Origin of the sequence: Opitutus sp. ER46, from assembly GCF_003054705.1 — a bacterium.
Classification (GTDB): domain Bacteria; phylum Verrucomicrobiota; class Verrucomicrobiia; order Opitutales; family Opitutaceae; genus ER46.
Genome location: NZ_QAYX01000022.1, coordinates 269,093 through 292,688, shown reverse-complemented (window position 1 = coordinate 292,688; position 23,596 = coordinate 269,093). Strand labels below are relative to the sequence as shown.

The window sequence follows — 23,596 nt, the reverse complement described above, 5'->3', positions numbered from 1 at the left end:
CGCCGGCAGGCGCAGTCCAAGCCGGGCGCGATCGCGTCGCATCATGCTGGGCGCGGGAAAGCGCGGCCTGCGCGTTCCACCTCGGCAGTCCGTGCCACTCAATCCCTTACTCCCTCACTCCCTCATTCCCTCCTCCCTTTTCTACTCGATCTCCAGCGAGTCGATGACGAGGTCGGTTGGGCTCTCGTGGGAGAGGCGGAACTTGTACGTGCCGGCGTTGATGCTCGCGCTGGTGCGCTGGTGCAGGAAAGCCCACCGGCCGGGCTGCGTCATCGCGGGAAATACGAGCGGCTCCGTCAACAAAACCACGCCGTCGGCGCCGATGATTTCGAGCTTGGCGGGAGTTGCGGGGCTGGCCGAACGCGTGGTGTAGCGGATCGTGAGGCCGTAGCGATCGCCCACGCCGACGGCTCCCGTCCATTCGATCTTGTTCTCGGGCCCCGGCGGCAGGAGGACCGCACCGTGGCCCGTTGCACCCGGCAGGTTTGCCGGTCTCGTGCCCGTTAGTGCCGCCGCCTCTGCCTCCAGGAGCACAGAGGGACGCACCGCGCGCACGATGACGAAATAGCCGGCGGCGGCTCCGCCGGAAGGAAGCTGACCGTTGGCGCCGAGCTCCACGCGCTGGTCGGGCCCGAATCGGCGCCGCAGGATGTTGAAGGCAGGCGCGGTTGGATCGGACGTAGTTACCGTCTGTCCGCTGGCGGCCCAGTCCTCGAGCCACGCGGGGCGCGCGGTGATCCGGGCGTCGAGTGCCAGATTGACGTCCACGTGATCAGTCACGGTGAACGCCACTGACGGCAGGCCCGCGGCGGGCAGGCTCACGAGGTCGCAGTCCGTGAGCGAGCCCGGCATCGTGACGAGCCGCACGTTCGCGTCGGTGTAGAGCTTCCGCCCCGGGCGCGTTTGACTGCTGCTCTGCACCGTCGCTGGAGCCACGTCGCGTACGAACTGAGCAGGAACCGTTGGACTCCGGCGCGTCACGAACACGCTGTACATCGGGAGCGCCGTAGCCTCGCGCGTCTTGAGATTGGCACCGAGTGCAACGGGTTTTCCGCCGTCGGCGTCCGCGCGATAGACCCGGAACGTCGCCCCAGGCACCGCCGTCGTCTGCACGGTGGTCGCGATGAGTTCCCAGCCCCGCAGCCACTCGGGCAGGGCACGGTCTTCGGCGGCATGGGCCACGTACAGCGTGACGTCGGCGGTCGGCGTAAACCGCAGCAGCGACTGGACCGAGGCCTTTGCCGAGCCCTGTGCGGTCTGGATCCAGTCGGCTTCGAGCAGCTCCGGGGGGAGTTGGCTGAACCCGCCCGGTGCGTCGCCGTACGTCTGATCACCGGTATCGAGCGCCTGTCGAACCGCATAGGCGTCGGCGTGGGCGTCGTCCGCAACGGTCAGCTGCGTGATAAGGGTGGAAGACGAGAGAAAGCTCGGGACCACCGCGGTGGCCGCGGGGTTGGCGTCGCGGCGTGCGCCCAGGGCGAGGGCGGAGATGACGGCTTGGCCGACATCAATGCGCGGGAACGAGAGCTCGATGCGACCGTTGCGCGCCCGGGCCGGCACGATCTTGCGCACCGCGTGCGCGCGGCCTGCTTCCCGCCAGAGGTCGAGGTCGTGGAGCACAGGCGCCCCGTTCACCGCGATGTCAAAGCGGCGCCAGCCGATGGGCGTGGTCGTCGGCGCGGAGTGCGGCGCGCCTCCAGCCGCGAGCACAGGTGGTGTGACCATGCCGCCAAGGTCGGCGCCGCTGCCGGTTCCGTACCAGGGCTCGATGAAGTAGAGCTCGAGTTCGTATTCGCCGTCAGGCACCTGGAACACGTAACGCAGTTCCTGGCGTCCGTATCGGAACGTCTGGAACAAAGCGTCCTCGCGCGTGCCGGTGACCGGGTCGTAGATTTTGCGCTGGCTGCCGAAACGCGGGGGCAGGCTGGGGTAGCGTGCGGCCCAGGAGACGGAGCCCCAGGATACCCCCGGCACGTACTCGCGATCCGCCAGCCAGCGGTGGCCGCGGGCGTCGACGTAATCGGGCCCGCCGCAGTTGACGCGGCAGAGGTATTCGACGCCCGGCCGGGCGGTCGTCACCTCAGATTCGGTGCGCGCCGTGGCGGCGAAACGCGGGGCCGGCGGGAGGTGGTGCAGCGTGATGAGATCGCGGGCCACGACCTGACCGGCGACGCGGCCCTCGGCATAGAGGACGTTCGTGGCCACGTCGACGTCGTCCCACTGGAAATGGGTGCCGCGCACGCCGCGCTGGCGGCGGCCGAGCGAGCGGTCGCCGAGGTCGTTGAACAGCTCCACCTCCTCACAGTTGGAGTAGACGATGATCCCGCTCTTGCGGCCCGGCGCCGTCCAGCGGTCGGGCCAGGTATGCGAGACGATATAGACCATGGGATCGGTCGCCGCGGAGACGTAGTTGCTGCGGTAGAGATAGTAGGCGTCGGTGGGCTCGCCCCAGATCGTGAACAAACCCTTGTTGTTGGCGGGGCCGATGCGATCGAGCGGCCGGATGCCGTCCGACATCTGCTCGCCGAACTCACCGGCGTTGCGCCCGGGATTCGCGTGGGAGGTGAACGGCCAGAGAAAGTGTCCGCCGACCTCGCCCCGCACCGTCTCGGCGAGCCGGAGCTTGAGCTCGAGCAGCGCGGCCATGCGGTCTTCGCTGTAGGGCGCCTTCTCCTGGAAGCCACCCTCGGTATGCAGGCCGAGGCTGCGCCACGCGCCGTATTCACCCACCAGATGCTGGCGTCGAAGGTCGTCGGCGTAGGCGGCGGGATCACCGCTGTAGGTGCCGCTCCAGTTCTGCGGAACGTCCCAATCGGTGCCGGTGCCGCCGTTGCAGGTCGTGATCTTGCGTTGCGACGAAGCGGTCGGGTCGAGCTCGCGAATGAGGGCGCTGCATTCCTCGGCAAACGCGGTCGGCAGCAGGCTCTCGTTCTGCAGGCCCCAGAGAATGAGCGACGGCGAGTTGCGGCGTTCGCGGACCCACTCGCGGAGGAGGGCCTTAAAGTTCGTGCGGAACGCCTCGTTGTCGAACCACACGTGCGCGCCAAACTGCGTCCACCACGGCAGACCCTCGGCGTCCCAGTACGTCTGAAAGCGCAGGTTGTGCGGATGGTGGGCGTCGCGGAAAGCGTTGAAGCCGGCGGACTGGATCTGGCGCACGCGCGCGTGGATCTGCGCCGGCGTGAACGCGTGATTGTCGCCGAGGTTATGCTCGTAGTCGCAGACGCCGTTCAGGAAGAACGGCTCGCCGTTGAGATAAAAGCGCGCGTCGGGGGAATCAGGAGCCGTCCAGCGAATCGTGCGGATGCCGAAGGACGTCGCGGTGCGGTCGAGCACGCCGACGGCGCCAAGCGATGGTTGCGCCGCCGAGGGCGCTGCTGGCGCGGCGGCGGGCGAAACCTCGGATTCGATCGTGTGGAGCGCCGGTGCGGCGGGAGACCAGAGGTGCGGCCGGGCGATGACCGGCGGTTCGTGGGCGACGATCTGCGTCTGGCCCGGAGCCAGGGTGACGTCACTCCGGGTGGTCGAAAGCACCACCGGCGCGGCGGTGCCATGGGCGGGGGCAAGCACGCGGGTGGTCAGCGTCACCCGCTGGGCGATGGCGCCGTAGTTGCGCAACTCGGTGCGGACATGCAGGCGCGCCGCGTCCGCGTTGGCATGTTCGTCGTTCCAGACGTGCACGCCAAACGGCTCGATGCGGACTGATGCCGTGGAAACCAGATGCACCGGACGGTTGATGCCGAAAGGCTGCGGTCCCTCGGAGAAACCGCTGGCGCGTTCGCAGCCGCCGCAGACCCAGGGCAGATCGCGAATCCCGGCCGGATGATCCGCGCGAACGACGAGGAGATTGTCCGCGCCAGCGTGCACCGCAGCGGTCACGTCGAGGGTGAACGTGGTGAGGCCGCCGGCATGACGGCCCACAAGCCGGCCATTGACCCAGACCGTCGCGTAGGAGCCAACGCCCTCAAAGAAGAGAAACTGGCGTGCGTCGTCGGCGAGCGGAGCGACGCTGAACGTGCGGCGGTACCACGCGGTGCCGTGACGATTGCCATGACGCAATTGGCGCGAGCCCTCGTAGCCATCCCAGTTGTGCGGGACGTCGACGCGTTTCCAGCCCGAGAGATCGGCCGAGAGTGAGTGCAGGCCCGCGGGCTCGGGTGCGCCGGTTTCGACCGCGAGGGTGAGCCAGCCGTCGTTCAGGAGCACCTCGCGGCGGGGCGGCAACGGAGTGAGCTCGCCCGGAATGTTTGGCGCGCCGCGCCCGGCCGCGGTTTCGCTTGCGACGGCGAAGGAGGGCAGGAGTCCGCTGGCGAGGACGAGAAGAGACGCGAGGCGCAGGCAGGAGCGAAGCGGGGCGGTCATACCGAGGGTTGCCGCGGACGCTAGAAGCCGGCGCATGTCGGGCGCGAGGCGAGAATCGGTGGACCGTATCGGAAACGTCATCGCGGTGCGCAACGCGCAACCTGCGCCCTGGCGTTTCGTCCTTCTCGCATGCGCACCCCGCGCTGCTGCGGGTCTATTTCATGAAACGAGTATTTGCTCTGGTCCTGCTCTCGCTTGCCGGCCCCGCGTTCGCGGCGCCGATCAAGGTCGATCTCTCCGTCGGCGGCCGGGCCGATGCCCTGGCCCCCGGCTACGCGGCGTGGTGCGACGTGACGGGCAAGTCGGCGGCGCGACGTTTCGGCGGCGTCGAGGTGCAACTCGGGGTTTCGCATGGCGTGATGGCGACGACGTGGTGGAAAGGCGGCGCAGTCGAGGGCGCGCGCATGGTGGTTGATGCGGTGCGCGTGAACCGCGCCGCCGCCGACGCCGTGCTGGAGCTGCGCCTGCGTGGTCTGCCCGCGGGACGCCATTCGCTCGCCACCTTTCACAACGTCTCCGCCTCGCCCGAAAGCAACGTGCAGGTTGGCGCGTTCGATGTGTGGCTGAACGGTGTCGAGTACACGCGGGGGGTGAAGCCGAGCCTGCGGGCCGCTTCCGACGATGACGCCGCGGTGGCGTACCTGGAGTTCGAGGTCGTTGCCGGCGAGGATGTGCGCGTCGAGTACCGCGTGGCGACCGGCGCCGAGGCGTCCGCCAGCCTGGTGCTTTGCGGCTTTGAACTCGACGGTGCCGATCCCCGGCGGCGGGCGGCGAAACCGCAGCCCGAACGCGGCGACGAGCACGTGGCGGCCGAGCAGGGAACGGTGAGGCTCACGTGGACACCGGCGCCGGGTGCGATCACGCATCGGGTTTACCTCGGGACGAGCGAAGTGGCGGTCGCAGCGGCGACGCCCGACGCCCCGGAGTGCCACGGCGTTGCGCCCGCGGCGCAGTGCAGCATCGCCGGGCTGGACGTTCATTCGGACTACTTCTGGCGCGTCGACGAAATCGATGCACAGGGGCGCGTGACGCCGGGCGAGGTGTGGCACTTTCGGCTGCGGCGGCCGGCGTTTCCGGGGGCGGAGGGCTACGGCCGCTTTGCCCGGGGCGGGCGAGGCGGTCGGGTGATTGAGGTGACAAACCTCAACGACTCGGGTCCCGGGAGCCTGCGCGCAGCCGTGGAGGCGGATGGACCGCGGACCGTGGTGTTTGCCGTTTCCGGGCTGATTACGCTGCAGCGTCGGCTGGTCATCCGAAATCCGTATCTCACCATCGCCGGCCAGACGGCGCCGGGGAAAGGCATCACGCTCCGGAAGTACAACTTCGGCCTGATGGGCACGCACGACGTTGTGCTCCGGCACCTCCGCGTGCGGCCGGGCAACCTGTCCGGCACGACGCTCGACGGGATGGGCATGGCGACCAGTGATCACTGCATCATCGACCATGCCTCGATCAGCTGGACGATCGACGAGGCGTTCAGCTCGCGCGGCGCGCGCAACATCACGCTGCAGCGCACGCTGATTTCGGAGGCGCTGAACCAGGCCGGGCACAAGAACTATCCTGCCGGTTCGCGCCACGGCTACGCCGCCAGCATCGGCGGCATGGTCGGCAGCTTTCACCACAACCTCCTCGCCCATAACTCGGGCCGCAACTGGAGCCTTGCCGGAGGGCTCGACCAGGCCGGCCACCACACCGGCTGGTTGGATCTGCGCAACAACGTCGTTTACAACTGGGATAATCGCACGACCGACGGTGGGGCCGCGCGCGTGCAGTACGTAAACAACTATTACAAGCCCGGCCCGGCCTCGCATGTGTTTCACCTCCTCAAGCCGGAGCGGAACAATATTCGCGGGTTCGGCCCGCAGGACTACTTCGTCGCCGGGAATGTGATGGAAGGACGCGTCGGCCCGGACGACGCCTGGGGCGGAATTGTGGCACCGGATCCGGCACGGGCCCGGCGCAGTGGCGACAACGTGGCCGATCACGATGATGCGCTCCCGTCCGAGCCGGAGCCGCTCGCGTCTTTCGTGCGACGGCAACCGTTCTTCGAGCCCTTGGTGACCACACAGTCGGCGCGCGCCGCGTACAAGCAGGTGTTGTCCGACGTCGGCTGCACGCAGCCGGCGTTCGACGCACACGATGCGCGCATTGTCCGCGAAGTGCAGACGGGGACGTTCACGTATCGCGGCAGCAAGACGAAGCTGCCGGGGCTGCCGGACTCCCAGGACGACGTCGGCGGCTGGGAGGAATACCCCGAGGTGCGCCGCCCGGCCGATTTCGACCACGACCACGATGGGTTGCCCGATTGGTGGGAAGTGGCGCACGGCACGAATCCGCTATCGCCCGCGGGAGCAAGCGATGATGCCAACGCCGATCCCGATCGCGACGGCTACACAAATCTCGAGGACTACTTGAACTGGATGGCTGCGCCGCATCTCGAGTGCGCGTCGGACGGGAGCGTCACGGTCGATCTCGCGTCGCTCACGGCGGGGTTTACCGCCCAACCCGTGCACCGCGTCGTTCGCGTGCGGCACGGCACGGCGAGCGTCCTCGATGACGGCCACACGCTGCGGTTCGTGCCGGAGCCGGGCTATCGCGGGCTGGCCGAGGTCGTGTTCGGGGTGACCGATGCCGACGGCGACGGAATGGAGCGCACGATTGGTGTCGCGGTTCGGTGAGCCCCGGCGCCGCCGCAAATCCCGCCCGCGTCTGCCCGTCGGTATGAGCCCGTCCTAATCGGCGAACTGCTGGTGGTGCTGCCGGTATTGGCGCGGTGAGCAGCCGCACGCGCGCCGAAACGCGTCGTTGAACCGGCTGATCGAGGTGAAGCCCGAGCTGAACGCCACATCGACGATCTTCATGTCGCTCGTCGCGAGAAGTCGCTGGGCGTGTGACACCCGGTGCTGCGTCAGGTACTCGATGAGGGTCGTGCCAAAGGTCTTCTGGAAAAGGCTCATCGCGTAATTCGGATGCAGCTTCACCGACTTGCCGATCTCCTCGACCGTCAGACGGTCGGTGTAGTGCTGCGCAATGAGGCAGGCCATCTGCTCGACCTTGTTCAGCCCGCCTTCGCTCAGCCCGACGGGTCGTTTGCGGGGAGAAACCGCCGCCGCGCGTCCGGTGGGGACGGCCAGTGCCAGCCGCAGCAGCCGTGCTTCCATCTCGAGCAGCGCCGCCTTCCTGAGTTGGGCGTTGTCGAGCTTCAGGTCGTGCTCCCACTGGGAGAAGTGCTGGCTGTCGTGCACCGCGTGGTCGGCAGTTGGTTCGGTCACCATCTGGCCCTGGAGGAGGGGCTGGACGAGATGCTCGGGGAGCCGGCACTGCAGGAACCAGGGCAGGGGAAGGGTTGCGACGAAGTACTCCGTCTCCTCGCCGAAATCGATGATCTGGTGCGGAATCGCCGCCCAGAACGCGGTCAGGCGGTTGGCTTCCACCCGGACCTTGCGGCCCCCCAGCAGGTACGTCAGCCAGCCCGATTCCAGGAAATTGATCTCCACCTCGTTGTGCCGGTCCGGCCGCCGCATGGGCGACGGATTCCAGCGCACGCAGGTGAAGCCGTATGGGGCGAAGTCGGGACGATTGGGGTCGAAGGTAACCACGGGAGAGGCTTCAGGGGTGCCACTGGCGAAATCCATGCGTCAAAACGGGCCACCGGCGGGGCTTAGGATCTGGTTAGAAAAGGGCAGAATTGCGGGAGAATTGCCGTCGAATCGTGCCTATCATGCCCCCTCAGTCAACGGCGAGTTCTGCCCGCCGCGACTCGCGGCGCCGTTATCCCGCCGCGTTCCAGCCCCGTTTCCCTTCCTTCAATGCAACGTTTTACGCCCTGCCTCGGTGTCATCATCGGCAACCGCGATTTCTTTCCTGACAAGCTCGTCGGCGAGGCGCGCGCCGACCTCACCAAGCTCTTCAAGGAGCTCGGCATCGATGCGGTGATGCTGTCGCCCGAGGAGACCAAGCTCGGCGGCGTGGAAACCCACGCGGATGCCCGCAAGTGCGCGGAGCTCTTCCGGCGCCATCGCGATCGCATCAACGGCGTGCTGGTCTGTCTGCCCAACTTTGGGGACGAAAAGGGCGTGGCCGACACGCTGAAGCTCTCCGAACTGCGCGTGCCGGTCCTCGTGCAGGGCTATCCCGACGAGCTCGATAAACTCGATGTCGTCCGTCGGCGCGATTCGTTCTGCGGCAAGATTTCCGCGTGCAACAACCTGCGCCAGGCCGGCATCCCGTACACGCTCACGACGAAGCACGTCGTGCATCCATTTGACGCCTCGTTCCGGGCCGACCTGAGCCGCTTCCTCGCGGTCTGCCGCGTCGTCGCCGGCCTGCGCCATGCGCGGCTCGGCGCGGTGGGCGCGCGTCCTGGCGCCTTCAATACCGTCCGCTACAGTGAGAAGATCCTCGAGCGCAGCGGCATCAGCGTCACGACGATCGATCTTTCCGAGATTCTCGGCCAGGCGGCGAAACTCGGCGAGACGCACGCCCGCGTCACCGCGAAGGTCGATGAGATCCGCGCCTACGCCAACGCCACGGCCGTGCCGCCGGCAAAGCTCGTGCAGATGGCGCGGCTCGGGGTGGCGCTCGACGACTACGTCGCCGCCAACCAGCTCGATGCGACCGCGATCCAGTGCTGGAATTCCCTCCAGCAGAACCACGGCTGCAACGTCTGCACGAGCATGAGCATGATGAGCCAGGCAATGCTGCCCAGCGCGTGCGAGGTCGACGTGACCGGCGTCCTCACGATGTACGCGATGCAGCTCGCGTCCGGCAGCCCCTCGGCGCTCGTCGACTGGAACAACAACTACGGTGCCGACGACGACAAGTGCGTCCTCTTCCACTGCGGCAACTGGGCCAAGTCCTTCCTGCCCGACATCAAGGTGCTGAACGCCCCGATCCTTGGCAGCACGCTGGGGATTGAGAACACCTATGGCGCGCTCGATGGCCGCACCCCGGCCTCGCCGCTGACCTACGGTCGCATCTCGACCGACGACACCGCCGGCAAGATTCGGGTGTACGTGGGCGAAGGCGCGCTGACGAATGACGAGCTGAAGACCTTCGGCAACCGCGCGGTCGCGCACGTGCCGAAGCTGCAAAAGCTGATGCGCTACATCTGCCGCGAGGGCTTCGAGCATCACGTCGTGATGAACGCCTCCCGCACGGCCGACGTCCTCGCCGAGGCCTGCGAACGCTACCTCGGCTGGAGCGTGTACCATCACGAGCGGGCGGAGGAGTGACCTCCGGTCGCCCCGGACCACCTCATTAGGAACAAGCCACCCGCCCTTAAGCCCAACCTGTGATTACCTCGAATCCACCTGCCGGCGCCATCCACGCGCGTCTTTGCCCGACGGCGCCCGTCCTTGGTGGAGCTGACTCATGCTGACCGACCAACAACTCGCGTTGAAGGCCGCCCGCTACCGGCGGGAAATCATCCGACTCATCAAGCAGGCTGGCGCCGGCCACACGGGAGGTGATCTCTCGAGCACGGATATCCTCACCGTGCTGTACCAGCGCGTGCTGCGCGTGTCGCCCCAGACGTTCACCGACCCGGCGCGCGACCGCTATATCCAGAGCAAGGGCCACTGCGTCGAGGCACTCTTCGTCGTGCTCGCCGACCGCGGCTTCTTCCCTTTGGCCGAGCTCGACACCCTGTGCCATTACCAGTCGCACTTCGTCGGCCATCCGACGCGCAAGGTGCCGGGCGTCGAGCAGAACACCGGCGCCCTCGGCCACGGCCTCCCGATGTCAGTCGGCTGCGCCATTGCTGCAAAGAAGGATCAGAACGGCGCGCGCGTCTTCACGCTGATGGGCGACGGCGAGCTCGCCGAAGGCAGCAACTGGGAGGCGGCGATGCTGGCGGCGCACTACCGGCTCGATAACCTCGTCGCCATCGTGGATCACAACCGGCTGCAGATCACGGGTCCGACGCGCAACGTCTGCAGCAACGAGCCGCTCGACGCCAAGTTCGCCGCGTTTGGCTGGTCGGTGCGGATGGTCGACGGACACAATTTCGCGGAGCTGACCACGGCGATGACGACCCCGGAGACCGGCAAGCCCACGGTCGTGATCGCCAACACGGTGAAGGGCCGCGGCGTGAGCTTCATGGAAAATGTCGGCAAGTGGCACCATGGCGTGCCGAACGATGCCGAGTACGCGCAGGCGCTGAAGGAAATCGACGCGCGCATCCGCGAACTGGAAGGAGGCGCCGCATGAGCGCCCCGGCTCCCTCAATGTACTCGCCGGCCGCGGTCCGCCGCGCCGCCGAACTGGGCCTGAAACTCGGCCGCGCGAATCTGGACGCCTTTGCTGAAACGATCACCGGGCTCGCCCGGGCCGATCGCAACGTCCTCGCCGTGACGAGCGACTCCCGCGGCTCCGGCAAGCTCGGGCCCTTTGGCCAGGCGCTGCCGGACCAGATCGTGGAGATCGGGATTGCAGAGCAAAACCTCGTCGGCGTGGCCGCCGGTCTGGCGTCCTGCGGCAAGACCGTCTTTGCCGTCTCGCCCGCGTGTTTCCTCACCGCGCGTTCGCTGGAACAGATCAAGACCGACGTCGCGTACTCGGACAACCCGGTGAAGCTGGTCGGCATCAGCGCCGGCGTCAGTTACGGTGCGCTCGGCTCGACGCATCACTCGCTGCACGACCTGGCGGCGCTCCGCGCGATCAATAATCTCATCATCGTGGTCCCGGCGGACAACGCCGAGGCATCAGCCGCCGTGAAGGCGGCTGCGGCCACGCCCCATCCCGTGTATCTCCGCTTCGGCAAGGCGCCGCTCTACGACCTGCCCGTGACCGAGCCGGCGTTTGCGATCGGCCGGGCGCGCCAACTGCGGGACGGCGACGAAGTCGCGTTCATCGCCACCGGCGAGACCGTGGCGCATGCGCTGCTCGCGGCCGCTGATCTCGAGGCGCGGCATGCCATCAAGGCCCGCGTGCTGAGCATGCCGACGATCAAGCCGCTGGACGCCGCCGCCGTGCTCGGCGCCGCGAAAACCTGCCGCGCGGTGATCACCGTCGAGGAACACATGATCAACGGTGGCCTGGGCGAGGCCTGTGCCTCGCTGATGCTGGAGGCGGGGGCGCGTTGCGCGTTCCGCCGCGTGGGCATTCCGGACGAGTACACGGTGACGGGCAGCCAAGCCGACATCTTCCGCCACTATGGGATGACCATGGAGGGCCTCGCGGAGGCTGCACTTGGGCTGCTGAAGCGAAAGAAGCCCGCTTCTTAGTTTGTCGCCGATGGGCGGGGCGCGCCGCCGCGATTGCGCGGCGTTGCGGCGCCCCTAGAGTTCCGCCGTTCCGATCAACCCCAGCCGATGTGAGGCACCGTCCTGGTCCTGACACCGGCACCCAGTGGCAGGTCTGGCCGTGGTCCGTCCCTGGGAAACCCCTCCAGCACTTCCGGCTTCGTTCATGAGTTACGTCCTAGCGATCGATCAGAGCACCTCAGCCACCAAAGTCCTCCTGTTTGACAAGCGGGGCGTGGTCAAAGACAGCGCGGCGCGCGAGCACCGGCAGTATTATCCGCAGCCGGGCTGGGTGGAGCACGACGCCGAGGAAATCTGGCGCAACACCCTCGAGGCCGCTGGCGAGGTGATCGGCCGCAATCCGGTCGTGGCGCAGGAGCTCACGTGCATCAGCATTTCCAACCAGCGCGAGACCGTCGTCGTCTTTGACCAGGCCACCGGCCTGCCTCTTCACCGTGCGCTGGTCTGGCAGGACCGGCGCGGCGATGCGCTTTGCGCCGAGCAGATTGCGGCCGGACATGAGGCGGCGATCCGAGCCAAGACCGGGCTGCGCGTGGACTCGTACTTCTCCGCCTCGAAGCTGCAGTGGCTGATCCGGAATCGACCTGACCTGGCGACCAAGATGTCTGTCCGCTGGGCGCTGATCGGGACGATGGACGCGTACCTCATCTACCGGATGACCAGCGGCACGGTCTTCGCGACCGACCAAACCAACGCGAGCCGGACCCTGCTCTTCGACATCAGCCGGATGGATTGGGACGACGAGCTCTGCTCCTGGTGGCAGGTGCCGCGCAAGGTGCTGCCGCAGATCCGATCGAGCGCGGACAGTTTTGGCGAGACGACGCTGGGCGGACTGCTGCCGCAGCCGGTGCCGATTCGCGGCGTGATGGGCGACTCGCAGGCGTCGTTGTTTGCGCAGCGCTGCTTCGAGCCGGGCGCCGCAAAGGCGACCTTCGGCTCCGGCTCCTCGGTCCTGCTGAATGTCGGTGCCAAGCGCCCCGCGGTCGAACGCGGCAGCGTGTGCACCGTCGGCTGGGTGCACGCAGGCCAGCCCACCTACGTGCTCGAAGGCATCGTCACCTTTTCGGGTGCGACGCTGACCTGGCTGCGGGACCAACTCGGGCTGTTCGCCAACTCGGGGGAGACCGAGACGATGGCCCGCGAGATTCCGGACAACGGCGGCGTGTATCTTGTCCCGGCGTTCTCGGGGCTGGGGGCTCCGCACTGGCGCGAGACGGCGCGCGGCGCGATCGTGGGGCTCTCGGCCCACAGCGATCGCCGCCACATCGTGCGCGCCGGCCTGGAGTCGATCGCGTACCAGCTGCGCGACGTGCTCGACATGATGCAGGCCGATGCCGGCGTGACCGTGCGGCGGCTGCACGGCGACGGCGGGGCGACGACCAACGCCTTCCTGATGCAGTTCGCCGCGGACCTCACCGGCGTCGAACTGCGCGTGGCGCGCAGCCCGCATTACTCGCCGCTCGGCGCGGCAATGATGGGCCTGCTCGGCTCGGGCGTGCACCGCACGCTTGGCGCCCTGGCGGAGCTGCCGCGCGACGACACCTCGTACCAGCCGCGCGTCTCGCGCGACGCCATGGCCGGGCTGCATGCCGGCTGGCAGCGCGCGTTGCAGCAAGTGCTGGTGAGCTAAGTGCGCGAACCCGATTTTGTCGCGCGACCAAAGCCCCGACCACCCGTCTAGCGTCCGTTCTCCCCATGACCACCTCACGCCTCCTGTTTGTCCTCTGTCTCGGCCTGTTCAGCTGCCTGCGGGGTGAGACCGTGCAGATCGTCCTGCCGGCGTCGGCCACGCCGCGGGTGGAGTATGCTGCCGAGCGGCTGGCCACCGCGCTGCGCGAGGCGGGCTACACGACGGAGCGGTCGGCCACGATGCCGGCCGCCGGCGTGACGGTGCGACTGGGGCTCGTGGCGCAGCCGGACTTGCAGCAGGAACTCGCGGCGGCGGGCGTGAAGCTGGCGGCCAAGTCGCCCGGGCGCGAAGGCTTCGTCCTGAGTCGGCGCGCGGACCGGATCGTGGTCGCGGGTGCCGACGACTCCGGCGTGCTCTATGGCTGCTTGGAGTTGGCGCAGCGCGTGCGCGAGAGCGGGCGGCTGCCGGACCACCTGCAGGCGGTTGATCAGCCGGTCTTCACGCTGCGCGGGCCGTGTGTGGGCCTGCAGAAGACCTATATTCTGCCCGGCCGGCACGTGTACGAGTACCCCTACACGAAGGAGCTCTTCCCGTTTTTCTACGATCGCGCGTACTGGCAGGAGTACCTCGACTTCCTGGCCGACAACCGGATGAACACGCTCTACCTGTGGAGCGGCAGTCCGTTTGGCTCGCTCGTGCGGTTGCCGGACTATCCGTACGCCACCGAGGTGAGCGAAGCGCAGTTCCAGCAGAACGTCGCGATGTACCGCTATATCGCGGCCGAGTGCGACCGCCGCGGCATCTGGCTTGTCCAGATGTTCTACAACATCATTCTCCCGCAGCCGTTCGCGGAGCGGAACGGCATCGCCACCCAGCTGAGCCGCTCGGTGCCGGTGGCGGCCGACTACACGCGCAAGGCGATCGCCGAGTTTGTGAAGCAGTACCCGCATGTTGGCCTGATGCCGTGTCTCGGCGAGGCGCTGCAGGGCACGCCGAACCAGATCGAGTGGGCGACCAGGGTCATCCTTCCCGGCGTGAAGGATGGCATGGCAGCGGCAGGCCTGAAAGAGGAGCCGCCGGTGGTGTTCCGCACCCACGCGATGGAGCCCGAGGCGGTCATGCCGGAGGCGTTCAAGGTGTATTCGAACCTCTTCACCGAGACGAAGTACAACGGCGAGTCGCTGACGACGTGGGAGCCCCGCGGCAAGAGCCAGGCCACCCACCTCGCGATGGCGCGGCTTGGGCCGCACCTGGTGAACATCCACATTCTCGCGAACCTGGAGCCATTCCGCTACGGCGCCCAGCAATTCATCCAAAAGAGCATGCAGGCATCCCGCGACCGCCTCGGCGCGACCGGCCTCCACTTGTACCCGCTGTTTTACTGGAACTGGCCGGATGCGCCGGACAAGACCGCTGAGCCGCTGAAGCAGTGGCAGCGCGACTGGATCTGGTTTGAGGCGTGGGGCCGTTATGCGTGGAACCCCGACGTTCCCGCCGCGGCGGATCGCGCCTACTGGGTGCGCCGAATCGGTGCGATGTACGGCAGCGAGGTCGCGGGCGCGAAAATTCTCGACGCCTACAACGCCGCCGGCGAATGCGCGCCGCGCATCATCCGGCGTTTCGGCATCACCGAGGGCAACCGGCAAACGATGTCGCTCGGGATGACGCTCGATCAACTTGTCCGCCCGGAGAAGTACGGCGTGATCTCCGACCTGTGGCTGTCGCAGTCGCCGGAAGGCGAGCGGCTGCCCGATTACGTGGAGAAGGAACTCGCCGGCCAGCCGCACGTCGGCGAGACGCCGCCCCAGATCGCCCGCGACATCGTGACCTTCGCCCAGCAGGCGGTGGATGCGCTCGCCGCGGCCGTGCCCCACGTGCAACGGAATCGTGAGGAGTTCGCGCGGCTGCAGAACGACGCGGCCTGCATCCTGGCGTTGTCGCAGAACTACGCGGAGAAAGCCACGGCGGCGCGGTTCGCGCTGAGGTTCGATCGCACGCACGACCTCAAGGACATGGAGCACGCCCGGCTGCACCTCGCGCGCAGCCTCGAGCATTTCCGCACGCTGGAGCGCCTCACCCGCGACACGTATCTCTTCGCCAACTCGATGCAGACCTCGCAGCGGCGGATTCCGATCGTCGGCGGCGCGGACGGCAAGCCGGCCAACTATCACTGGTCGCAGCTGCTGCCGGTGTACGAGAAGGAGCTCGCCGACTACGACGCCAAGCTCGCGGCCGTGAAGGTCGGCGGCGCCGCGGCCGTCAAGGCCCAGTTCCTCGCCACGATGAAGGCCGTGCCGTTCCGCGTGTTGAGCGCGCACGCCGAAAGCTACACCATCAAGGCGGAGAATCCCGTGTTCACGGACCGCCGCGACGCGACGATCGTCGCGGCCGCCTCCGAGCTGGATGGCCTCAAAGGCATTCGCTTCTCACACGACGCGGCCAAGAGCGGTCGGCTCGAACCAATCGAGTTCTCCACGACCGTCCCGGTGCGCGTGCTGGTGGGCTACGTGCAGGCGGACTCCCCGGAGTGGCGCAAGGCACCGAGTTCCGAAACCGACGCCATGGCGGCAGAGCGCGGCGGCACCGAGCCGCTCATCCTCGACGCCGTCCAGGTCAAGGGCCTGCCCAAGGTGAACGTGTATGAGCTTCGCTTCGGCGCCGGCACCCACCGGCTCGAGCCGAGCGGGCAGGGCAGCTATCTCGTCCTCGGTGTCGTAGCCGCCGAGGACGCAAAATAGTAGTTCCACCTTCCCCGACCGTTCCTTCTGCGTCCGCGTGTCTCTACTTCCTCTCCCCATGAACCGCCTCATCTCCACCCTCGCCGTAGCCGTCCTCGGGCTGTTCGCCCTGCCGCTGCGCTCCGTTGCCGCCGATACGTCCGGCCCGGCCGCCGCCCCGACGTCCGTCGCCCGTTGGGATGTCTTTGAACTGACGCTGAAAGGTCCCAGCGACGGCAATCCCTTCGTGGAGGTCCGGGTGTCCGCTGTGTTCACGAACGGCGCGCGCACCATTGAGGTGCCGGGATTCTACGACGGCGACGGCGTGTACCGCGTGCGATTCATGCCGGAGCAGGTTGGCACCTGGCATTACGAGACGAAGAGCAACCGCTGGCCGCTGACCGGCACGACCGGCAGCTTCACCGTGACCCCGGCCGGCAAGGGCAACCACGGCCCGGTCCGGGTCTTCAACACGTTTCATTTCGCCTACGCCGACGGCACGCCCTTCAAGCAGATCGGCACCACGATCTACAACTGGCTCGACACCCCGGAGGAGGTGCAGGAGCAGACGTTGCAGACGCTCGCGCAGGCGCCGTTCAACAAGGCCCGCATGCTGATCACGCCGCAGCCGACGCCCTACCAGCAGAGGTTTGCCCCGCCGCGCTGGCCGTTCGTCGGCAAGCCGCCGCACGACTGGGACTACACCCGCTTCAACCCCGAGTATTTCCGTCACTATGAGAAGCGCCTCCTGCAGTTGCGCGATCTCGGCGTCGAGGCCGACGTGATCCTGCTGAACCCGTACGGCAAGTGGGGCTTCGAGACGATGGACGCCGCCGACGACGAGCGCTACGTCCGCTACGTTGTGGCTCGTTTCGCCGCCTTCCGAAACATCTGGTGGTCGATGGCGAACGAGTACGACTTCCTGCGCACCAAGACCGAGGCGGACTGGGACCGGCTGTTCCAGGTCGTGCAGCAGGCCGATCCGTTCAACCACCTCCGCTCGATCCACAACGGCAGCCTGATCTACGACCACAACAAGCCCTGGGTGACGCACGTCAGCATGCAGAACGGCTCGGCCGTCGAGGAGCCCGGCCGCGCCGAGATGTACCGCGGCGTGTACCGGAAGCCGATCGTGTACGATGAAGTCAAATACGAGGGCAACAGCCACTACCGCTGGGGCAACCTCTCGGGCCAGGAAATGGTGCACCGCTTCTGGTGCGGCACCGTCGCCGGCACCTATGTCGGCCACGGCGACTACTTTGCCACCGTGGTCGAGGACACCTGGACCTCCTTTGGCGGCAAGCTCACCGGCGTGAGCGCCCCGCGCCTCGCGTTCCTGCGCAAGATCCTGGAGGAGGGCCCGGCCGAGGGCATCGATCCCATCGACAAGTGGCAGGATCCGCGGACCGCGGGCATCCCGGGCAGCTATTACCTGACCTACTTCGGCCACGAGACGCCGAAGGAATGGGCGTTCCGCCTCTACAAGAACGGCGTGACCGACGGGATGCGTTTCAAGGCCGATGTCATCGATACCTGGGCGATGACCGTCACTCCGATCGAAGGCGAGTTCGTCACCAAGAGGCAGGGCAACTACGATTTCGTCGACGCGCAGGGCCGCGTCATCCCGCTCCCCGGCAAGCCTGGCATCGCCATCCGCCTCCAGCGGGTCGGCGCCGATGGCCCGGCCAAGACCGAACTGCCGACCGACTAGTCCACCGCCTTCCGATCCGCGCGGCGGGGCCCGGCCACGCTGCGCGGGGGAAATCCGACCGGCCCGACCTGCCGAATGCGTTTCGACCGCCCCGCGATGAACATGAACTTCGTCTGGAATCTCAGTCACGGCGGCCGCGCCCCCGCCGCGCTGCTGACGGGCCTGCTGCTTGCGCTCCTGGCGCCCACACTGGCCCGTGGCGTCTCGGCTCCGGTGACGCTCGCGCTGCGCGTCACCGAGCCCAAATGTGAGCTCGGCACCAATCCCGCCGGTATCGACGTGGCGGCTCCGCGCCTTTCGTGGCGCGTCGCGAGCGACGTGCGTGGCCAGTGTCAAACCGCCTATCAGGTGCTGGCCGCGTCCACCTCCGCCGCGTTGGCGGCGGACCGCGGTGTGATCTGGGACAGCGGGAAGATCGCGTCCGACGACACGACCTCCATTCGGTACGCCGGCGCGCCGCTGGCGTCCTCGCAGACGGTGTGGTGGAAGGTGCGGGTGTGGGATCGTGACGGGAGGCCGACGGCATGGACCGGGCCGCAGCGGTGGACGATGGGGTTGCTGCAGCCGACGGACTGGAAGGGCGTCTGGATTGCAGCGCCGGCGACCACCGAAACGCTGATGCTTCGGCGGGAGTTCGCGGTGCGGCCGGGCCTGCGCCGCGCGATCGTGCACGTGAGCGGGCTGGGGCAGTACGAGCTCTTTCTGAACGGCCGCCGGGTGGGCGAGGACCTGCTTTCGCCGGGCTGGACCAACTACGACGAGGTCACGCTGTACGACACGCATGACGTGACGGCCCTCCTGCGCGAAGGCGGCAATGCCGCGGGCATGGTCCTGGGCAACGGCATGTACCACGTGCAGCGCCGCAGCCGGTTCGCCAAGTTCACCGGCTCGTTCGGTCCGCTCCGCGCGGTCCTGCACCTCCAGCTCGAGTATGCCGACGGCAGCGTCGATTTCGTCGGCACCGATGAGCGGTGGCGCACGCGCGCGGGGGCGATCACATTCTCCAGCATGTACGGCGGCGAGGACTTCGACGCCCGGCTTTATCCCACGGGCTGGGATCGCGTCGGCTTCGACGAACGGAGCTGGCTCCCGGCGGTGCGCGTAAACCGGCCGGCGGACACCCTGCGCGGCTACACCTTCGCGGCGGAGCCGACGCGGGCGATCGAGACGCGGCCCGCGGCGAACGTGCGTCAGCTGAAGCCCGGCGTGGTGCTGTACGACTTTGGCCAGAACGCGCTGTTCATGCCACGGGTCCGCGTGAGCGGACCCGCGGGGTCGATCATCCGCATGACGCCGGGGGAGGCGTTGAATGAGGACGGCACGATCGATCGCGGCACCATGGGGGGAGGGCATCGCGGCAGCGCGTGGTGGCAGTACACGAAGGCGACGGATGCCGAAGAGTCGTGGTTCCCGCAGTTCTACTTCGTGGGCTCGCGCTATCTGTACGTGGAACTCTTTCCCGCCGGCGCGGTGCCCCCGGGCGCGACCGTGGCGGCGCTTCCAGCCGGTCTGATCGCGGCGCCGACCGGCGAGACTCCCGCTTCGGGGACGGGCACATCCGGGGCCTTGCCGAAGATTGAAGCGCTCGAACAGGTGGTCGTGCATTCCACGGCCGAGCCGGTGGGAACCTTCGCCACCTCGAACCCGCTGCTGAACCGGATTCGCGACCTGGTGCGCTGGGCGCAGCGGTCGAACCTCGTCTCGATCATCATGGACTGCCCCCACCGGGAGAAACTCGGCTGGCTGGAGCAGACGCACCTCAACGGCCCGGCGCTGCGGTACGAGTGGGACCTCACCCGGCTCTACGCCAAAGTGTCCGCCGACATGGCCCGCGCCCAATTGGACACCGGGCTCGTCCCGAACATCGCGCCGGAGTACACGGTGTTCAAAGGCGCATTCCGCAATGCCGCGGAGTGGGGCGCCGCCTTCATCATGGTGCCCTGGCAACAGTATCAGTTTACCGGGGACTCCGATTTGCTCCGGGCGCGGTACGACGCCATGCGCCGGTATTTCGCCTTTCTCGAGAGCCGCGCGCCGGACGGGTTGCTACGCGACGGTCTCGGCGACTGGTACGATTACCAACTGGGGAAAGAGGGCCGGGCCTACCTCACGCCGCCACCGCTCACCGCCACGGCCTTCTACTACCAGGACGCCATCGTTATGGCGAAGATCGCAACGGTCCTTGGGCGCGCCGACGACGCGGCCAGCTACACCACGAAGGCGGCGACCATTCGCGAGCGCTTCAATCGCGAGTTCCTGCGCCCCGACACCCCCGAGGTGTACGGCAGCGGCTCTCAGACCTCGCTCGCGCTGCCACTCGCGCTCGGGTTAGTGCCGCCGGAGCATCGGGCCCGGGTGCTCGACGCGCTGGTGCGCGACCTGCAGCAACGCGGTTACACCTCCGCCGGCGCGGCGGGCATCCGCTATGTCTTCCAGGCGCTGGCCGAGAACGGCCGCTCCGATGTCGTGTACGGGTTCGTCAACCAGGACGAGAAGCCCGGCTATGGCTATCAACTCAAGCTGGGGCTCACGACGCTGGCGGAGTCGTGGAACGCGAGCCGCGGCGCCTCTTGGAATCACTTCTTCCTCGGGCAGGTCATCGAGTGGTACTACGCCGACCTCGCGGGCATTCAGCCCGACCCGTCGGCGCCGGGCTTCAAGCGTGTGATCGTCCGGCCGCAGCCGGTCGGCGACCTGACGTCCGTCGAGGCCACCTACAAGTCCATCCACGGACCGATCGGGGTTCGCTGGACGCGTGCCGACGGACGCTTCGCCCTCAAGGTATCGGTGCCGGCGAACACGACCGCCACGATCCATGTGCCGGCGAAACCCGACACCGCCGTGACCGAGAGCGGCCAGCCGGCCGCCGCGGCACGCGGGGTAACTTTCCTCCGCTGGGAGGGTGACCGCGCCGTGTTTGCCGTGGAATCCGGCACCTACGAGTTCGCCTCCACCTGGTAGCCCTCGCGGAAACGTCCGTCCCAACCGTCTTTTCATTGATGTCCCTCCCCATGAGCCGCCGCCCTGCCTTGCTCCCTGCCACGTTCGTGGCCACCGCCCTCATTCTCGGCGTCACCGGTCGGTTGTCGGCTGCCGCCGCGCCGGCCGTGGCCGCACCTCAGACCGAGGTGAAGTACCTGTCCGGCACCGGCTCAGCGGACGCGGTGAACTGGGAGTTCTTCTGCTCCGAGGGACGCCGCAGCGGCACATGGACAACGATCAAGGTGCCGTCGTGCTGGGAGCAGGAGGGCTTTGGCACGTACCAGTTCGGCATGCCGTTCTATGGAAAACCGAATCCGCCGGGCCTCGCGCGGGAGCAGGGGAAATACCGTCATAGCTTCGATGTTCCCGCAGAGTGGAACGGGCGCCGGGTGCGGCTCGTGTTCGAGGGCGTGATGACCGACACGCAGGTGCGCGTGAATGGCATCTCGACGGGCCCGGCTCACCAGGGCGGCTTCTACCGCTTCAAGCAGGACATCACCGGGCTCCTGAAATTCGGCGCGAGCAACCAGCTCGAGGTCACAGTCGACAAGGAATCGGCCAACGAGAGCGTGAACCTCGCGGAGCGGCGCGCCGACTACTGGAACTTTGGCGGCATCTTCCGGCCCGTTTACCTCGAAGTTCTGCCCGCGCAGTACATCGACCGGGCGGCGATCGACGCGCGCGCCGACGGCGCCTTCGAGGCGCACGTGTTTCTCGGCAATGCCGCGCCCGAGGGCGTCTCCGTTGCGGCCCAGATTCTCGATCCCGCCGGCAACCCGGTCGGCAGCGTTATCGAAACCGCTCCGGCTCCCGGATCGGACCGCGCCGTGGTGAGGACGACTGTCCCGGCGCCGAAACTCTGGAGCGCGGAAACGCCCCATCTTTACCGTGTGCAGCTCACCCTGAAGCAGGGGGGCGCGCCGGTGCACGCGACGACCGCGCGTTTTGGCTTCCGCACCTTTGAGATTCGCGCTGGGCAGGGGCTCTTCCTCAACGGCCAGCGCATCCTGATCAAAGGCGTCAACCGCCATGCCTTCTGGCCCGAAACCGGCCGTACCCTCACGCGTGAGCGCGACTACGCCGATGTGCGCCTGATAAAGAGCATGAACATGAACGCCGTGCGCACCGCGCACTATCCGCCGGACGAGACGTTCCTGGAGGCGTGCGACGAACTCGGGTTGTACGTCATGGACGAACTTGGAGGCTGGCACGGGAAGTACGACGAGCCGACAGGCCGCCGCCTGATCGGCGAGATGGTCACGCGCGACGTGAACCACCCGAGCATTGTCATTTGGAGCAACGGCAACGAGGGCGGCTGGAACCCTGCGGTCGACGGCGAGTTCGCCGTCTGGGACCCGCAGCGGCGTCCCGTCCTTCACCCGCAGGGCAAGTTCGGTGGCGTGGACACGATGCACTACCGCTCCTACGGCGAGACGCAGGAGTACCTCCGCGCGCCCGAGCTGTTCCTGCCGACCGAATTCCTGCACGCGCTTTACGACGGGGGCGGCGCGGCGGGGCTCGCAGATTACTGGGAGATGATGCGCCGGCATCCGCGCAGCGGGGGCGGTTATCTCTGGGCGTTGGCGGACGAAGGTGTCGCGCGCTCCGACCAGGGCGGCCGGATCGACAATGTCGGCGCGTATGCGCCCGATGGGATCGTCGGACCGCACCACGAGCCCGAAGGCAGCGTGCCGGCGATCCGCGAAATCTGGTCGCCGGTGCAGCTCAGTGCGGCGGTGGATGCGCCGGACTTCCGCGGCGTTCTGCGCGTGGAGAATCGCTACGACTTCACCCCGCTCAACGCCTGCACCTTTGCGTGGAAACTCGTGCGCTTCCCGGCCTCGCACGCCCGCGACGTCGGCCACGTAGTTGTCACGGGCGGCGAACTGGCCGGTCCGGTCGTCGCGCCGCACGGCGCGGGCGATCTCACGCTGCCGCTGCCGGGCAACTGGCGCGAGGCCGATGCGCTGCACGTCACGGTGAAGGATCCCAGCGGCGCGGAACTCTGGACGTGGTCGTGGAGCTGGAAACCGGCCGAGGCGTTCGCGTCGTCCGCCAAACCCACCGCCGGGGCGAAGGCGGAATACCGCCACGACTACGCGGAGATCGTCGTCTTTGCCGGCGCGCTTGAGCTCCGGTTCAACAAGGGTACGGGCGAGCTCGCGGCGGTGCGCGTTGCCGGCAAGCCGGTGTCGCTCGGCGGCGGACCGCGGTTTGTCGCGGCGCGCCGCGGCGATCGGACGCTCGATGGCTCGGTCACCCGCGAGGGACAACCGCCGGCGGATCGCGTGTACAAGGCCGTGCCCACGGTTTCGACCCTCACGGGCATCGAAGTGAAGAGCGATGGGGCAGATGTCGTCGTCGCGGCCCGCTATTTTGGTGCGCTGCAGGAGACGCGCTGGCGGATCACGCCGGCGGGCGACGTCACGCTCGACTACACCTACGCCTACGACGGCGTGGTGGAGTTGATGGGCGTGACCTTCGAGTACCCCGAGGGGAACGTGCAGGCGCTGCGCTGGCTCGGCCGCGGCCCGTATCGCGCGTGGCAGAACCGCACGCAGGGCGGCATCCTCGACGTCTGGAGCAAGCGCTACAACGACCCAATCCCGGGCGAATCCTTCGTGTATCCGGAGTTCAAGGGCTACCACGCCGACTGGCGCTGGGCTGACTTCACCACGAGCGAGGGCCGCATCCTGGTTCAAAACGGCACGCCGGGCTGCTATCTCGGCGTGTTCACGCCGCGCGACGGCCGCGATGCGCTGCTCTATACGCTGCCGGCGACCGGGATCGCGGTGCTCGACGTGATTCCTGCGGTGCGCAACAAGGTCAACGCCACCGACCTTGTCGGTCCGTCCTCGCAGGCGCAGCGCGTCGAGGGCGAGCGCCACGGTCGGGTGACGTTCCGCTTCGAACCGTAACCGGCGCCGCT

11 protein-coding genes are annotated in these 23,596 nt (G+C 67.7%); 9 read left to right on the top strand and 2 right to left on the bottom strand.

Annotated features, from left to right (window positions below):
- Positions 1 to 141: 141 nt before the first annotated feature.
- Complete coding sequence (locus DB354_RS11610) at positions 142 to 4,362, bottom strand: malectin domain-containing carbohydrate-binding protein (RefSeq protein ID WP_158277494.1); 4,221 nt, start codon at positions 4,360 to 4,362, stop codon at positions 142 to 144.
- 161 nt (positions 4,363 to 4,523) lie between these two features.
- On the opposite strand from DB354_RS11610, the gene DB354_RS11605 reads away from it, so the two are divergent.
- A complete protein-coding gene (locus DB354_RS11605) occupies positions 4,524 to 7,040 on the top strand; it encodes a thrombospondin type 3 repeat-containing protein (protein WP_107835788.1) in 2,517 nt (838 codons plus the stop codon).
- 54 nt (positions 7,041 to 7,094) lie between these two features.
- Here the strand turns inward: DB354_RS11605 and DB354_RS11600 are convergent, their stop codons facing one another.
- Entirely contained in the window at positions 7,095 to 7,961 is an 867-nt protein-coding gene (locus DB354_RS11600; protein WP_107836053.1) for a helix-turn-helix domain-containing protein, read from the bottom strand.
- Positions 7,962 to 8,171: 210 nt separating this feature from the next.
- Between DB354_RS11600 and DB354_RS11595 the strand changes: the two genes are divergently transcribed.
- The 8 genes from DB354_RS11595 (at position 8,172) to DB354_RS11560 (ending at position 23,585) form a co-directional block, all read left to right on the top strand.
- Complete coding sequence (locus tag DB354_RS11595) at positions 8,172 to 9,596, top strand: L-fucose/L-arabinose isomerase family protein (RefSeq protein WP_107835787.1); 1,425 nt, start codon at positions 8,172 to 8,174, stop codon at positions 9,594 to 9,596.
- 142 nt (positions 9,597 to 9,738) lie between these two features.
- Positions 9,739 to 10,572: a transketolase gene (locus tag DB354_RS11590; protein WP_107836052.1), complete on the top strand. Its 834-nt coding sequence runs from the start codon at positions 9,739 to 9,741 to the stop codon at positions 10,570 to 10,572.
- A gap of 17 nt (positions 10,573 to 10,589) precedes the next feature.
- Entirely contained in the window at positions 10,590 to 11,588 is a 999-nt protein-coding gene (locus DB354_RS11585; protein WP_107835786.1) for a transketolase C-terminal domain-containing protein, read from the top strand.
- A gap of 184 nt (positions 11,589 to 11,772) precedes the next feature.
- Positions 11,773 to 13,257 (top strand): glycerol kinase GlpK, encoded by a 1,485-nt coding sequence (glpK, locus tag DB354_RS11580; protein ID WP_107835785.1) that lies wholly within the window; start codon positions 11,773 to 11,775, stop codon positions 13,255 to 13,257.
- Positions 13,258 to 13,322: 65 nt separating this feature from the next.
- Positions 13,323 to 15,995, top strand: coding sequence for a glycoside hydrolase family 20 zincin-like fold domain-containing protein (locus DB354_RS11575; protein ID WP_107835784.1), 2,673 nt, complete (start codon positions 13,323 to 13,325; stop codon positions 15,993 to 15,995).
- A 58-nt stretch (positions 15,996 to 16,053) separates the two neighbouring features.
- Positions 16,054 to 17,685 (top strand): DUF5060 domain-containing protein, encoded by a 1,632-nt coding sequence (locus DB354_RS11570; protein WP_107835783.1) that lies wholly within the window; start codon positions 16,054 to 16,056, stop codon positions 17,683 to 17,685.
- Between the two features lie 75 nt (positions 17,686 to 17,760).
- On the top strand, positions 17,761 to 20,646 hold the full coding sequence (locus DB354_RS11565) for a family 78 glycoside hydrolase catalytic domain (protein ID WP_107835782.1): 2,886 nt from the start codon (positions 17,761 to 17,763) through the stop codon (positions 20,644 to 20,646).
- A gap of 50 nt (positions 20,647 to 20,696) precedes the next feature.
- Positions 20,697 to 23,585 (top strand): glycoside hydrolase family 2 TIM barrel-domain containing protein, encoded by a 2,889-nt coding sequence (locus tag DB354_RS11560; protein WP_107835781.1) that lies wholly within the window; start codon positions 20,697 to 20,699, stop codon positions 23,583 to 23,585.
- Positions 23,586 to 23,596 lie beyond the last annotated feature (11 nt).